We start from the raw sequence: 13621 nt of genomic DNA, 5'->3' as shown, positions 1-13621 counted from the left end.
GAGCACGAGGTCGGAAGCCTCGCGTTTGAATTCAGCAGAAAAGGAACGGCGTTGTTTGGTCATCTGACACCTCGATCTGGCGAGCATTCTCGCCTAAATGGGTGTCCGGTTTCATTAGACCACTACACCTTGATGTCGATGTAGACGTGATAGCCAGCGTCTGGCTCAAAGATGGTCTTGAGCACCCCCGGTGTCAGGCTAGTTGTCGCCTGAGCTGATTTATCAAAACGATAGATCGGGGGCGTCAAAGAGAGCTGTAATGTCGAGCTATTCACCTGAGCGTAAAGCTGCCCTGCTGAACAAGTTACTCCCGCCACTCAACCACTCCGTAGCTGAGCTCGCTCGCCAAGAAGGTGTCCCCGAAGCGACGCTGTATGCTTGGCGCACCAAGCTCAAAGCAGGAGGCGCGGTAGTGCCTGGAGACAAGAACAACACCGATGACTGGCCCGCTGAAGCCAAGTTCGCAGCGGTATTGCATGCGGCCACCCTGAGCGAGATCGAGCTCAGCGAATACTGCCGCAGCAAAGGTTTGTACCCCGAGCAAATCAGCGCGTGGCGTCAAGCCTGCATTACGGGCCAGATGTCCGCTAAAGCGCAGCTCAAGGCAGAGCGAGATCAAGCACGTGCCGACAAGAAACGCATTACCGAACTGGAGCGCGAGTTGCGGCGCAAGGACAAGGCGCTGGCGGAAACCGCCGCCATATTGGTACTGAGAAAAAAGATGAATGCCTTCTGGGGAAACGACAGCGAGGACGTTTGACCTCGCTGCCAGAACGGCAACAACTCGTTGAACGCTTTAACCACGCCGTCGCCTCTGGCGCGCGCAAGGCGGTGGCCTGCGCAGACCAGCGGATTTTTTACCGTGTGCGCAAGCTGATGCTCCAAGAGGTCGGGGCGAAATCCCAGCACCTCAGCACCTATGGTTCTCGCGGTCGCACGAAAGCCGTGCCCTGTCATTTCGTCGCCGCTGATGTCCATGCGGCGTAACGCACTGAGAACGGCATTGTTGGACATCGGTCGATCGCCTCCTCGGGCTGAGGGGAAGGCATATCGATGTCTACCGGTGAGTGGTTTAAGCTCGCGCAGAACAGCGATTGCTTGCTGACTGAGGGGAACCAAATGATCCGGGCGATCCTGTTTAGTGACAGTGAGTCCTTTCATCTTGTGGCCGGGAATCAACCACTCGCCCGCATCCAGATTGACCTCCGACCACTCCATGTGGCGCAAGTCACCGGGCCGGCAGAACAGCAACGGGGCCAGTTTGAGTGCACAACAAACAGGCAGTGTTCCCGTGTAGCTATCCAGTGCTTTGAGCAGTGCGCCGAGTTTTTCAGGATCGGTCACGGCGGCAAAGTGTTTCACCCGCTTTGCTGGGAGCGTACGAGAGAGGTTACCAATCTGGTTGGGTGGGGTGATTCCGGCAGCTTCGGCGAACTCGAAAATCTGTTTGTAGATTTGGGCTACACGACGCGCCGTCTCACGAGCACCGCGCTTGATGATGCGCTGGAGGTTTTCGACCAGCATGGGCGTGGTGATGCTGCTGATCGGGAGTTTTCCCAGCCAGGGGAAGGCATTGAGCTCAAGGCGCTGCCGCACCGTACGGATGTACTCCGTATCCCAGGTTGACTCGCGAATAGTGAGCCATTGCTTTGCGACCGATTCAAAGGTGTGTTGGTGATCGAGCTGGCTGACCACCTTGGCCATGCGTCTTTGCAGCGAAGGGTCTTGTCCGCCAGCAAGCTGAATACGAGCGTCATCACGTTTGCGACGGGCTTTCTGCAGGCCGACCTCGGGGTAAACGCCAAGGGCCAGGCGTTTTTCCTTTCCCAGAAAGCGGTACTTCAAGCGCCAGTAACGGCCTCCATTGGGCTGTACCTCTAGGTACAAGCCCTGTTCGTCATACAAGCGGTACGGCTTGTCCTGGGGCTTGGCGTTGCGGCAGTTGGTGTCTTTCAGGGGCATTGGGGGCACATCCTCTCCGAGCGAGCTGATGAGCGTTTTATGCCCCCATATATGCCCCCGTCAACCGTGGGATGCCCTGGGATTAAGTGGGAAAACGCGGGCAAGAAAAAAGCCGTAAAGCTTTGATTTCTCTAGGCTTTACGGCTTTTCTGGGTCTTCCCGGGAAGACAAATTGGTGGGCCGGGGTAATCTGAATTGCTTTGTTAAGCTATTGATTTATAAGCGTTTTTAGTATTGTCTTGTTCTCTTGGAATACTTTTTGGAATACCGTCCGCCTTTGCAATGCTCTGAGGCGTGATCGGCCGAAACGATGAGGTTTACCCTGATTCGGAGAACTCGATCAAATTCCGATCTGACGTTGGGATCCGCCCATAGTACCTCCTGCTCTAGCCATTCGTTTTTAGGTTAACCCGGCTTGTGGGCGGCGTTATTTACTAGTTTAGGCCTTATTTTGCTAGCTTTTGTTGAAGTAGTAGATTTTGTCCCCCCACTTCAGTTTAGCGTGCGCGTAATTTGCGGATATCCGAAGGTACTGAAGCGTGGGATTTGGTTGATGCGGTCGGGTTTTTAAAAGCACACTCTGAGGGGGTAATTCTGACTCAGTTTTTATTTTTCACCAGCTCCGTCACCCCAACCCATCGTTACACGCCCTGACGCCAAAAGAAGGCTGGGGCAGAGGTGGGTGTGACTCATAGTCCGTAGACCGATTGTCATCATTTGAATGAAAGTCATGGGATGAATGATAACGAAGTTTGCATTTCGCTTGGTACGCGTGTCCGGACCCTTCGCTTAGCAAAAGGATGGTCTCAAGAGGAGCTTGGTGCGCGTTCAAATCTGGACCGCACCTATATCAGCGGCATCGAGCGAGGAGTGCGAAATCCCACTGTGACAGTTCTTCATGCGCTTTCGGAAGGGCTCGGAATTGGCATCAGAGATTTATTCGCTGATGCCAATGAGATTGCTAAATGAAAATCCACAAGCGTTCCAGTAATGGTCGCGGCGAGTACGAGTTGGCTGGTGCCGTTGATGGTTACACCACCACGATGCTAGTAGAAAAACAGCTGGTGATTGATGCAGGCCCGGGACTTGGCAAGATACCTACAAATATCGCATTAAAAAAACAAGGCGGTAAGCCACGATTACGCCGTCTCAGTAATACCGGCATACATATTCAAAGACAGCTTGAGGCATTGCTACTGATGCCGAAGTCTATTCGAGAAGAAAGCCAGTTACTTGGTGGTCAACCGGTAATTATCGCTGAACGTTACATTCTTTCGAGCGTTGAGATTAAGTCCGTAGTGGTTCTCGATGACCAGGTAATTATTAAGCTTGGTGGAATCGACTGTGTAAATGACAGCGTGAGTCAAGAGATCGACTTTACAAAGCGTATCTCTCAGATTATGCACCTTTACCAGAAGGTCGATAGCCTTCCGCTTCGTGTAGCGCAAGCTTTACGAGCGCATCATGCAAATATCCAAACAGGTAGCGTTATCAGTAGCGCTACTGAGCGCCTTGTGCTTGATGTGATTAGGGCGACTGAAGAAGCGGCTAAGGACAGTGATGCAGTCTTGATTTCCGGGGAAGATCCCGTTCCGTTGTTGCTCGATATGCTGCGATCACAACCGATGGTTGAAGCTCCTCCTCTTGACGAAATCGATCCGACAGACATTGAAATCCGTAGGAGGGTTGCTGATCGGTGGCGCCTTCAAAAAGATCGTGGGCCGGCATCTACGCAATTTAGAAGGGATGTAAGACGGGCTTATGACTCGGGTTGTTTATTCTGCGGCCTAAAACTTCCGACATCAGAAAGTGTTCGTATAGCTGGCGTCGATGCTGCGCACATTATCCCTTGGTCGCAATACGAGGCAGATGTTGTTGTTAATGGAATATGCCTTTGTAAATTGCATCACTGGGCGTTTGATCAGTATTTGTTGGCGTTGAGGTATGACGGGGTTGGGTATGAGGTCGTTATAACCGAGTTAGCAAAAATCGCATTTGCTAACTCTCCGGTGGTAATGCAAAGCTTTGAAGCGGTTGCCGGTCCCATTCCCTTGACCCGGCTACCAGCGAACAAATTAGAATGGCCTAGTCCGAAATTACTAAGTCAGCTCTACGAGGACATGCGCGTCGATTTTTGAGCGCTTTGTGGCAGGCTTCAAGTTCGAGGCCTGCTTGCGTTCTACTGCGCTCCGTACCCGGTTACCAAGCCACTCCACTACATTCACCGTGACTGCGTTGCCCGCTGCGTGATAACGCTTTGATTCAATCCTGTCTGAATCATCGTCGCTGTCTACCGGCAATGTCCAGTTGTCGGGGAAGCCTTGAATCCGCTCTGATTCAAGCGGCGTAAGACGCCGTACACGGCCTGCGGGATAGGATACGTAGGTGCGACTCCAATCTGTTCCTGTATGACGCGCGGAGCAAGCATACAAACAGTACGCTATTCCTTGGACGATGGGCCCGTTGACAGGATCTCCATAGCTTGTCTTAAAGGGGGAAATAGGCTTCTGCCCATTTGGTCTGCTCGTCGAATCGCTCCCTTCGCTGCGTTGGGGCTCAAAAAGTATTTCTCCGGCAAGTCCTGGGTCTCTATAAGTGGCAACAATAAAGACTCTTTGGCGAGACTGGGGGACTCCGAAGTAGCGGCTGTTAAGCACTCGCCATGCCACGCCATACCCGAGTTCGGCCAGCGTTTGAATGACGATTCCGAAGTCGCGTCCTTCGTGGGAAGAGAGGAGACCTGATACGTTTTCGATAACGACAACAGAGGGGCGGCGGCTTTCAATAAGTTTTGCATAGTCGTAGAAGAGTCCAGACTTTTTTCCTTTGAGTCCGCTTCTGGGGCCCATTCGGGCGAGGGAGACATCTTGGCAGGGGAATCCTCCCACCCAAACATCTGCATCTGGGATTTCATCTGGGGTTACCTTTGTAATGTCTTTTGCCAACGGAACGTGTGGCCAATGCTGCGAAAGAATTTTCTGGCAAAACGGTTCAACCTCGCATTGCCAGACGACCTTCATGCCGGCGCGTTCGAAACCAAGATCGAAGCCACCGATGCCTGCGAAAAAGGAAGCTACTCGTAGCGTCATACGTTTTGCCCCTGGCCCAAAGAGTGAATTCTGAAGGCTTTGCTATTAATACTCATACTGGTAAATTATCAGGAAAGCTCATTTGTGGCAATAGTGGAGCCCGTTTTGGCTATTTTGGGTATTCGCCTTGGGTTTTTTGGGGAAATGGCATAAGCTGGCGACCTACGAGGGTTGTCGCGATGGCTATTGAAGGCATGATTAAAGGTGAATCCCTCAGGGAAATGCTAGGCGTTGGTGCTCAGATAGAAGTGACAATTTCTGCCGAACAGGACGCTTTCGTAGTGCTCGTGGGAAACGGCCTTACGAAATGTGCTTTGCAGGCAAAACGTGGTCATGTACGGCGGTTCAAAACGCTTGATAGTGCAGCTCACTATCTGAGCCGCGTTGGATGTCGACATATAGCTGTTGACCTAGATCGCTGGACTCCGACGCAGCGATCAATGGTTTAGGCTGATCGCTATTGCGGCGTTTCTGCTACTTCAGCTGTATATTCATACAGCTCTCTGTTGCTCAAAGTCAAGAGGTTAGCCAAAAACAGGACGGATGGTCGGGTGAGGCGATCTTGTTGTTCGCGTCGCATTTGAAGTTTTTCTCGGTGAGATATCAGCCAGCGTGAGCTGACTGAGTCATCACCGATAACCATTATTTCTGCTAAGGCGTTTTCCGAAGCTAATTATTTTTTCCAAAGGGCGTAATCAGGGTTAAGTCCAATTACGTCTTGCTTAGAGTTATAGCAGAACTCCATAGTGCAGTTGCTTGTGTCGGACGCCAGCGGCATATAAACCGGCAATCTGGCTCGACTTATTTGATCACTCCCTCCGTCAATGGTCAGATCGCAGCTATCGCCTTGCGGATCGCACCAGATGTCATAGGTGCCGTTAGCTGTAGGCGTTGCTTTCACTGAAGAGGTCGCAGGTGCTACTACGGAGCTGGCTGCTGAAGCACCTCCGAATAGAGGTCCCGTACCATTTTTGTATGCCCAATCCTTGCCGTCACCTCCCGGATAAATATAAAAATCTTTGAATACCACATATTTAACATCGCGACCCGTTATCGATTTTCCTCGGTAGTTGCGATCATTGTCAATGCACTTGTCTGAAATGCGTATACAAGTAACTATTTCAAAAGAGGGCTCTTGTTGCATGGTGACTTTGCCATAAGCATCTTTGTATTGGACGACAATGTCGTCAGGGCGGGTAGTGTCGGTACATACGTTGCTGTGAGGGCCAGTGCAACTTATAGAGTCGGGAGTTGAATATTGGCTATATAGATCAGCAGCGTATGCAGATGATGTCATCAGAGTAAGCGCAAATATTTTGTACACGATTTTCATGAGATTCCCTTTTCGGATTTAAAAGTGCATAGAAGAAACAAAAGCAAGATGAAGGTATCCCCGCTCTTTTTGGAAAGTCGTAACCACAGTTGACGAATCGTAGAGTGTGTACTCCTTGAGCCATGTGGTGGCGAGAGGGACGAGCGAGCTCTGCGAGATGGCAATCACATGGTTAGCTACCTGCATTCGATCCAATCGAAGAATGTGGGAAGGTTTTTTCGGATTTTAGCCGAATATACTCAATCGAGCATAGTGCTTTTGCGCTTCCGAAGGCTTCATCGTTGCTTTTGCGAGCAACAGAAATGGACTCAAAGCAAGCCTTCGGGATGGCAGTGAAAATCCTGAGGAGCAGACATGGCATTGCCCAAGAGCAGCTTGCTCCGAGCCAGAGCTACGTCAGCGATGTTGAACGAGGCTTGAAAAGCCCTTCCGTAGAAAAATTAATTGAGCTTTCTGCCCATCTTGGAGTTCATCCCGCAACTGTGCTTATCAAAAGCCAGTTGCTCCAGGATCCGGAAATGTCCAAGGAAATGCTCCTGTCACAAATATCCCAGGAATTGGAAGGTTAGGATAAGCGTGCAGCCGGTTGCCCGGTTGCACGCCACTTATGCCACCAATTGAAGTGCGGATTTGAGGGCTTTCTGCTTGAGCGCTGCACCTTGGCCAAACCATGCTGAGTCGATCCGATACTCACTGCTCTTGGCGCGTCGCTCGTGATCCGCATACTCGGTTACAGCATTCAGTAATCCCCAGGCGGTACCTTGAGCTGATTCTAATGTCGATCCTCGTCCCTGACCCTCATATAGGCTCTGCACCTTGCGTAGCGCTCGCTCATTAGGAAGGACTGGCGGTAGCGGACTATCCGGGCTGGTGTCACACAGTACGCTCATGAAGAAGCTCATCGCCTCGGGCCACTGAACCTTTCGCTCAGCCAGATATTTCATTCGGTACATGAACTCGTCCCATTGAGAGACGGCGATACCGAGTTGCTTTTTCACCACTTGTGAATCGAAACGCGTGCTGTGCGGTACTTTGATAGCGTTGGCTACGCCGTCCAGGGCTATGGTCAACGTGTTGTTGCATACCACCCGCACCGTGGTCGGTGTTGCCGTCGTGGCCAGCGTACCGTCGCAGGAGGTTGCAAGCAGCAGGTAGCCATTCACTTGGTCGTTACCACGGAGCGTCGTGCCTTGCCCAGTTCGAGCAAGTGCCCAGAACTTACGACCACCTTTCAGTACCCCGGCCGTTTCTAGCTCGTAGCCTGAAACCTCGGTGAGGTCTCTGTAGAACTCTAATACCTCACGGGGCTGCACCACTTGGTAGCGTTGAGATACGAACGAGAGAGCGACTTTCGTATCGGAGCGGTACAGTACTTTCTGTTCAGGGAAGGTGTGAATGCTTCCGAGGTGGCCGACAGACCCAGCTTTGTAGTGGACCGGGCTTTCCTGTATCAGCCAGTCCATTCCCGCTTCCTGTTGCCAGACTTCAAGAGGTTGCTTTTTCGTTAGTTGGTTGCCAAGTCCATGCCAAGGAGTAGCGCCGACATAAGCCATTTGATCGATAAGATGAGCCATTTTTTAACTCGCTAACAAGGTTTTATGAAGTTAAAGGGGTTGTGCTTTATAAGCTTCTGGACGTAAAAGAATGACCGCAACGTAAGCACTGAAAGTTGTTAAGTATTCTCGTGTCGACCTGTTCCCCCACAGTCGCGCCAGCAATGCCACCTGCTACTCCGCCGAATAGCCCACCTATAAGGGCGCCAGCGATTCCCCCTATCGCAATGCCTATAGGGCCACCAGTAACACCTAAAGTTGCGCCTAGCTCTGCACCTGATAACGCTCCCGTGGCACCACTCGTTGCGCCTCCTACAGATCCAATAAAACCGCCAGTCTTTCGTCCGATATTTCTAGTGGTTATGCGAGATGAATTACAGTTCGGGCATGAGTTGTTCATTTTAGTTTCCGTAGTGGAGTGCTTGGTTGTGGATGGCGTTTCGCTTTGAATAATCCATATATCCAATTAGGTAATATGTATTTCAAATAAGTTTGATTGGTGTGTTGATAGTTGGCTTGAATCCATCTAGCAAAGAAAGAATATTAAATGGTTTTAATATTCTATTTGGTTATAAGTGTGGTGTTCCAGTTAGGTCTACAACCGCTGTGCGTGTTGGTTCTTCAGGAAAGCTTGGGTTAGTTCTTCAGGTCGTCATTCTTAGGGCTTACGCGAGGTGTATTTTTTTACGTAAGCACAATTTTGCACGGGATTCGCATGAATATTTAAAGTCGATCCATAGCCAATTTGACTCATGAGAGGTTGACGATGGAAGCGCAGACGCAAAGGCAAATGAGGGTTCTCCGGATGAGGCAGGTCCAGGAACGTATCGGTTTATCGCGGTCCACAATTTATGATCGGATGAACGTCAATTCGCCCAGGTACGACAAGACCTTCCCCAAGCCGATAAAGCTTGGCTGCTCAGCTGTTGGATGGCTGGAAGCGCATATAAACGACTGGATTCAGTCTAGGGCAACCGACTCTGAGTCCTGACCAGTCATTGGTCATATCTGGCGTAGCACTAACTCGATGTTTGTGGTTCTGTAACTATGCCTTTTTGCTCCGAAGCAACGCTTTGCAGATTTCTTCCTGTGCCTAGATTCCCTTCTGAATCTCCTATAGAGGAATTCTGGATTCTTTGTTATTGGTATTAATTAGTATTAGTTCTAGGTGTTTGTGAGCATATATACCTATTGATGGCTCTGACTTTTGTCAGTGAGCTATCAATGGTGAATAGGTTTGTCGAGCAATGAAAGTGAGCAGTTAATAAGCACTCCGTCAGTCGAGACGTTTGTATGATGCTTGTTGTGCTGACTAAAGCTGTGCGCACATAGCACAGGTTTATGAAGAATGATGATGTAGAGGTTGGGATGAAAAGGGTAGATAGATACGTCGAAGAGGCTTTGCTGGAAAGTACCACATCGTATTTCGATAGTGATACGTCCGCAACCATCGCAGTCAATGGAGAAAGAAGTGCGATACTGAAAATTAGCGCAATAGAGAAGCTGGTTCAAAACGTGGTCGAGACTGATGATGCTGTGGCATATCTCCAGGAGGGTTATGGTGGGCAAAAAATAAAGTTGACCAGCATGGGAGAGCGACTGCTGGTTTACATCTGGGCCAAGCAGGAAATTCAGCGGTATTATCCAATTCATGATTTCAGTCCATTGGTTAAGGTTTTCTTTCAAGCGACTCAAGAGCATGCTCTTCAGTATTACAGTCATCGTAATCCGAAGATTTTTCATGGTGATCTGCTTGCGCTGGTCGATTCGATTAATGTTGCTGTTGAGCGGATTAGACTCTTGGTGCGTGGTGCGGCTTTCAGAAAGCAGCTAAATGCACACCGTAGACTTTCCAATAAAAATTACAAAAGCCTCATTGCGTATATTGATGCTATTTTTAAAGAAACATCACGAGTATTGGTTTTGCGAGTAGATTTAGGATATTCAAAGCTAGTCGGTGGTGGAGGAGTGCGAGAGCAGTTAAGTTTCGAAGACGTAAAATTGCATAGAGAAAAGTTAATGGGTATGTTGAGGCGTAAGCTTCCTACAAACACGTTGCTAGGGCATTCTTGGAAGTTGGAATACGGACTCTCCAAAGGGTATCATTATCACTGCATGTTTTTTCTAGATGGTTCTCGGGTCAGGGAGGATATAGGCTGGGCCAGAATGATCGGTGAGACATGGGCCGACAAAGCGACTCACGGAAGAGGGGTGTATTACAATTGCAATCGTAGGAAGGATGCGTATCGTGCTTGCGGCATTGGTATGATTGAGCACTCTGACAAGGATAAGCGAAAGAATTTGCAGAAAGCAGCGGTTTACTTAACTAAGATTGAATATTACGTTCGAATTGTTATAGATGGAAGAGCTAGGACTTTCGGTCGTGGAGAAATGCCAAAGCAAGCAGTTAAGAAAAGAGGGCGGCCTCGTCGGTCATCCTCTCTCGGAGTATGAAAACTATCTGAGGGAAGGTGTAAGTATGCGGTTTAATGAGTCTCGAAAGTTTGCGTCTTCTTTAGACCATTGTCTCAGATTGCTCACGATCCGCTTTTTCGTCAAACTGATGTTGTTACTTTTTATAAAGGCGCCTAGCTCTTCTTCTATTGACTCTGCTGCATGTGTCAGATCATCCCATCCGTCGCTTGGACGTCTTTGGCTGATTAGCAGCAGTGCCTGATCCTTTGCTAATTGGAATGTTTCACTTCGGGCTGCCGCTGCTGCTTGCGTGGTTCGTCGACGTAGTGCAGCGGGGATATCCAGTAGTGAATTGAATTGCGCATGCACAGCAGCGCCTTCAACGTAGGCGCTGGCCTGCAAAGCCAACGCTATAAAGGCCTCATAATCCTTGCGAGCTAGAGCTTGTAGGGTTAAGTCGGTTAGAACGGCAGCACGTAAAAAAGGGTAGTGGGGGCTGAGAGGAGTTGAAGCAAGATAGTTAATTAGCTCATCATTCAGGCGCTCCTGATCGAGGTCGCCGCTCTCTATATTGACTCGAATGCTCTGCATGTATTCGTCAAACTCAGTATCTTCGAATATGAGCTCATACGACGCTCGAAGTGATTGCCTTAAGCCGTGAATGAACTCATCGAAATTAATTTTAGACAGCTTTTCAAACGACATTCGTACCATTCCTGGAGTTTGTGGTTTTGAATATATCGATATTTGATTGTTTGTTTAGTGACAATCCACTTGTGTCGCGTAAATCGTTAAAAGTACTACCACTATCGTGGCGTGCCATTTTATCAAACAGGTCGGCAGCGAAAAAACGCTGCCTTCACTTAGCTCTGTAGAACGAAAACTAATTCCTGCTCACGGGCCACCCAAAGATGAGATGTTGGTCTTCCAACTCATTGAAGTATAGCTTCAGTCCCGGCTATCAACGATTGCGGCTATTGAAAGGTTTCCGGTAGCCGCTTCCTTGATATGCTCGCTCCACCACTTCATCATTGGGCGTCGACGCTCAATGTAATCGGCCCGGTTATACGCGCTACGTACCTCGTCCTTATCAACGTGAGCAAGCGCAACCTCGATCAGCTCAGGATCCCACCCGTGCTCGTTGAGGATGGTGCTGGCCATTGAGCGCATTCCATGGCTCACAAGGCGACCTTCAAATCCCATACGCTTCAGAGCCATATTGGCCGTTTGGCTGTTGCAATGGGTTCGGGGATTACGGTCTGCTGGGAAAACATGCTCGCGGTGGCCACTCAGCGGCTTTATAGCCTCTAGAAGCCCCAAAGCCTGTTCCGTAAGTGGGATGATGTGAGTCCGACGCTTTTTCATCCGCTCCGCTGGTATTGTCCAGATCTTCTTGCCGATATCGATGTCTGCCCACCGTGCGGTAGCTGCTTCTGCGGGGCGAGTCATGGTGTGGAGCTGCCACTCAATCAAGCATCGTGTAGTCCTTTTTATGCTGGCATTGGCCACAGTCATCATTAGTTCTTTCAGTTCGTCTGGCGCGAGCGCTGCCATGTTTTTCTTTTTCGGTTTCTTGAAGACCGAGCGAATCCCGCTGAGTGGATTTGAGTGAATCAGGCCGGAGTTCACGCCGTAAGTCATGATTTCGTTAAGACGCTGGCTCAGTCGCTTCACGGTCTCAAGGCTGCCTTTGGTCTCAAGCGGTCTAAGCAATTTTATGACCTCCGGCGCACTGATCGCTGAGATTGGGGTTGTACCCAAGTCGGGGAAAACATGCAGCGTCAGCGAACGCCAGATGTCTTCAGCATAGGCAGTCGTGACGGAATCTTTCTTGAGCTCAAACCACGCGGTGGCTACGTTTTTAAATGTGTGTTCCGTAGTCGCTCTTAAGGTTTTTCGATCCGCGTCGCGCTTCTCTTTCGGATCTAGGCCTTGCGCTACCAACTCCCTGGCTTCTACGGTCCTTTTCCGGGCTTGAGCCAAGCTCACCTCCGGAAAGGTGCCAAGGCCCATGTTGATTCGTTTTTTGCTTGCTGGGTGAATGTAGTTAAAATTCCACAGCTTTGAGCCATTGGCTCTCACCCTCATTTGAAGGCCGTCGCCATCAGTGAGGATGTAGTCTTTTTCTTTTGGTTTCGCTGCTTTGACTTTCACGTCTGAAAGCCGCGTGGCTTGAGCACCCATGGTGATCTCCGATACTACGTGTATTCCAAAAAATACCAGTCGTGGGTTTGGAATACCACGTGGAATACACGAATTGTAGGATGAGCTCAGATACCATCGGACACCATTGGACCTGAAAGCCCCGTGTTTGCTGGATTTCAGGCACAAAAAAAGACGTCCTTGGACGTCTTTAGATGTTGAAGTGGTGGAGCCGGGGGGATTTGAACCCCCGTCCGCCAGTACTCCGCTGTCGGTACTACATGCTTAGCCGTTTCTATTAAGTTAACCCTCAGCGACCCGAAGGGCAGGGTGCTTTGGGCGAGTTGTGTAAGTTTTAGCCGCTTCGTCCACAACGTACTGCACGGCGATCCTGTTCTATATGACAATCACTTCAGGTTTACAGGCATCCCCTAGTGATTGCTGGACCCGAAGGTGCCAGGAGGATGGCTAAGGCAGCTTACGCTGCGAGAGCTTGACCCTCGTAGGTTTCGTCATTGGCAACTATAGAAAGTTGCAACAGTGGATTTACGAGTTCTGTTACCAACTCGGCATGCACCTAGAGTTTCGCAACCGGCGTCGAATCCTAAACGGCCCCGATGCTTGCTGTGTATAACCAGCAAGCTTGCGGAGTCTACGCCAATCTGACGCAGAAGGCCAACCTCAAGGCTTATTTGCTTTCGCCACCTTTGTTGATGTTCTGGATACGCTGGAGCAACTGGGAGGTTGTGGAGATGCAAGCCTCGTTGTCACCCTTGGCCTGTTCGGCCTTGGCTTTCTCAACGCCGGTCTTGATGTCGTCACTGGTGTTTTCGCTGGTCTCACCCGAGGTTGCCATCGCGTCATTGATTTTCTGCAAGTTGATGGCGCACAGGTCATCTTTTGCGGGCTCATTGGCGAACACCGGAGAGGCCAACATTGCAGCAGCCACAAACAGGCCAGCAAGCGCGGTACGTTTCATGGGGAAAACTCCTTGTGCACACGTTAGGCCCGGTGTCTCCGGGCTCGGTTATAAGCCCAAAACAGTGGGGCTCAAGCCAATTGACTATAGCCGGGCTCAAGGGTTCTGCTTTTATTTGGCCATCATCCGATTATTTTTTTTGTGCGTA

The 13621-nt window shown here is 50.0% G+C and carries 13 protein-coding genes, 1 other RNA gene and 2 pseudogenes; 7 read left to right on the top strand and 9 right to left on the bottom strand.

Features of this window, described 5'->3' with window-relative positions:
- Positions 1-259: 259 nt before the first annotated feature.
- Positions 260-846, top strand: a pseudogene (locus tag HBN61_RS15305) (transposase); the annotation flags it as partial.
- Positions 847-921: 75 nt separating this feature from the next.
- Here HBN61_RS15305 and HBN61_RS15300 read toward each other — a convergent pair.
- Positions 922-1962: pseudogene (locus HBN61_RS15300) on the bottom strand (tyrosine-type recombinase/integrase); the annotation flags it as partial.
- Positions 1963-2697: 735 nt separating this feature from the next.
- Here HBN61_RS15300 and HBN61_RS15295 point away from each other — a divergent pair.
- Both HBN61_RS15295 and HBN61_RS15290 read left to right on the top strand, forming a co-directional pair.
- Positions 2698-2931, top strand: coding sequence for a helix-turn-helix domain-containing protein (locus HBN61_RS15295; RefSeq protein ID WP_170047081.1), 234 nt, complete (start codon positions 2698-2700; stop codon positions 2929-2931).
- The gene (locus tag HBN61_RS15290; RefSeq protein ID WP_170047080.1) at positions 2928-4100 is read left to right on the top strand and encodes an HNH endonuclease; all 1173 of its coding nucleotides are present in this window, start codon (positions 2928-2930) and stop codon (positions 4098-4100) included. Before HBN61_RS15295 ends, HBN61_RS15290 begins: the two co-directional genes overlap by 4 nt.
- Here the strand turns inward: HBN61_RS15290 and HBN61_RS15285 are convergent.
- Positions 4062-5051, bottom strand: coding sequence for a DNA cytosine methyltransferase (locus HBN61_RS15285; RefSeq protein WP_170047078.1), 990 nt, complete (start codon positions 5049-5051; stop codon positions 4062-4064). The genes HBN61_RS15290 and HBN61_RS15285 overlap by 39 nt on opposite strands.
- A 179-nt stretch (positions 5052-5230) precedes the next feature.
- Between HBN61_RS15285 and HBN61_RS23005 the strand changes: the two genes are divergently transcribed.
- Complete coding sequence (locus tag HBN61_RS23005; RefSeq protein ID WP_524539078.1) at positions 5231-5500, top strand: ParC-related protein; 270 nt, start codon at positions 5231-5233, stop codon at positions 5498-5500.
- 224 nt (positions 5501-5724) lie between these two features.
- Here HBN61_RS23005 and HBN61_RS15280 read toward each other — a convergent pair whose 3' ends face one another.
- Entirely contained in the window at positions 5725-6384 is a 660-nt protein-coding gene (locus tag HBN61_RS15280) for a hypothetical protein (RefSeq protein ID WP_170047076.1), read from the bottom strand.
- A 302-nt stretch (positions 6385-6686) separates the two neighbouring features.
- Here HBN61_RS15280 and HBN61_RS15275 point away from each other — a divergent pair, with 302 nt between their 5' ends.
- The gene (locus tag HBN61_RS15275; RefSeq protein WP_169856665.1) at positions 6687-6953 is read left to right on the top strand and encodes a helix-turn-helix domain-containing protein; all 267 of its coding nucleotides are present in this window, start codon (positions 6687-6689) and stop codon (positions 6951-6953) included.
- 36 nt (positions 6954-6989) lie between these two features.
- Here HBN61_RS15275 and HBN61_RS15270 read toward each other — a convergent pair whose 3' ends face one another.
- Both HBN61_RS15270 and HBN61_RS22675 read right to left on the bottom strand, forming a co-directional pair.
- Positions 6990-7958 carry a TIGR03299 family phage/plasmid-derived protein gene (locus tag HBN61_RS15270; RefSeq protein WP_170047074.1) on the bottom strand — a complete coding sequence of 323 codons (969 nt, stop codon included), beginning with the start codon at positions 7956-7958 and terminating at the stop codon, positions 6990-6992.
- Between the two features lie 46 nt (positions 7959-8004).
- A complete protein-coding gene (locus HBN61_RS22675; RefSeq protein ID WP_262498780.1) occupies positions 8005-8337 on the bottom strand; it encodes a hypothetical protein in 333 nt (110 codons plus the stop codon).
- Between the two features lie 366 nt (positions 8338-8703).
- Here HBN61_RS22675 and HBN61_RS15265 point away from each other — a divergent pair, with 366 nt between their 5' ends.
- Both HBN61_RS15265 and HBN61_RS15260 read left to right on the top strand, forming a co-directional pair.
- On the top strand, positions 8704-8928 hold the full coding sequence (locus HBN61_RS15265; protein WP_170047072.1) for an AlpA family phage regulatory protein: 225 nt from the start codon (positions 8704-8706) through the stop codon (positions 8926-8928).
- 350 nt (positions 8929-9278) lie between these two features.
- Complete coding sequence (locus tag HBN61_RS15260) at positions 9279-10391, top strand: YagK/YfjJ domain-containing protein (protein WP_170047070.1); 1113 nt, start codon at positions 9279-9281, stop codon at positions 10389-10391.
- Positions 10392-10394: 3 nt separating this feature from the next.
- Here the strand turns inward: HBN61_RS15260 and HBN61_RS15255 are convergent, their stop codons facing one another.
- The 4 genes from HBN61_RS15255 to HBN61_RS15240 form a co-directional block, all read right to left on the bottom strand.
- Complete coding sequence (locus tag HBN61_RS15255) at positions 10395-11057, bottom strand: hypothetical protein (RefSeq protein ID WP_170047068.1); 663 nt, start codon at positions 11055-11057, stop codon at positions 10395-10397.
- Between the two features lie 243 nt (positions 11058-11300).
- A complete protein-coding gene (locus tag HBN61_RS15250) occupies positions 11301-12536 on the bottom strand; it encodes an integrase domain-containing protein (RefSeq protein ID WP_170047066.1) in 1236 nt (411 codons plus the stop codon).
- Positions 12537-12718: 182 nt separating this feature from the next.
- Positions 12719-13110: a transfer-messenger RNA gene (gene ssrA / locus HBN61_RS15245) on the bottom strand.
- Positions 13111-13182: 72 nt separating this feature from the next.
- The gene (locus HBN61_RS15240) at positions 13183-13473 is read right to left on the bottom strand and encodes a PA2433 domain-containing protein (protein ID WP_094993168.1); all 291 of its coding nucleotides are present in this window, start codon (positions 13471-13473) and stop codon (positions 13183-13185) included.
- Positions 13474-13621 lie beyond the last annotated feature (148 nt).

The organism is Pseudomonas sp. WS 5071, from assembly GCF_012985765.1.
GTDB classification, from domain to species: Bacteria; Pseudomonadota; Gammaproteobacteria; order Pseudomonadales; family Pseudomonadaceae; genus Aquipseudomonas; species Aquipseudomonas lundensis_A.
The sequence above is the reverse complement of the archived record's forward strand: the minus strand, read 5'-3'. Positions and strand labels throughout refer to the sequence as shown.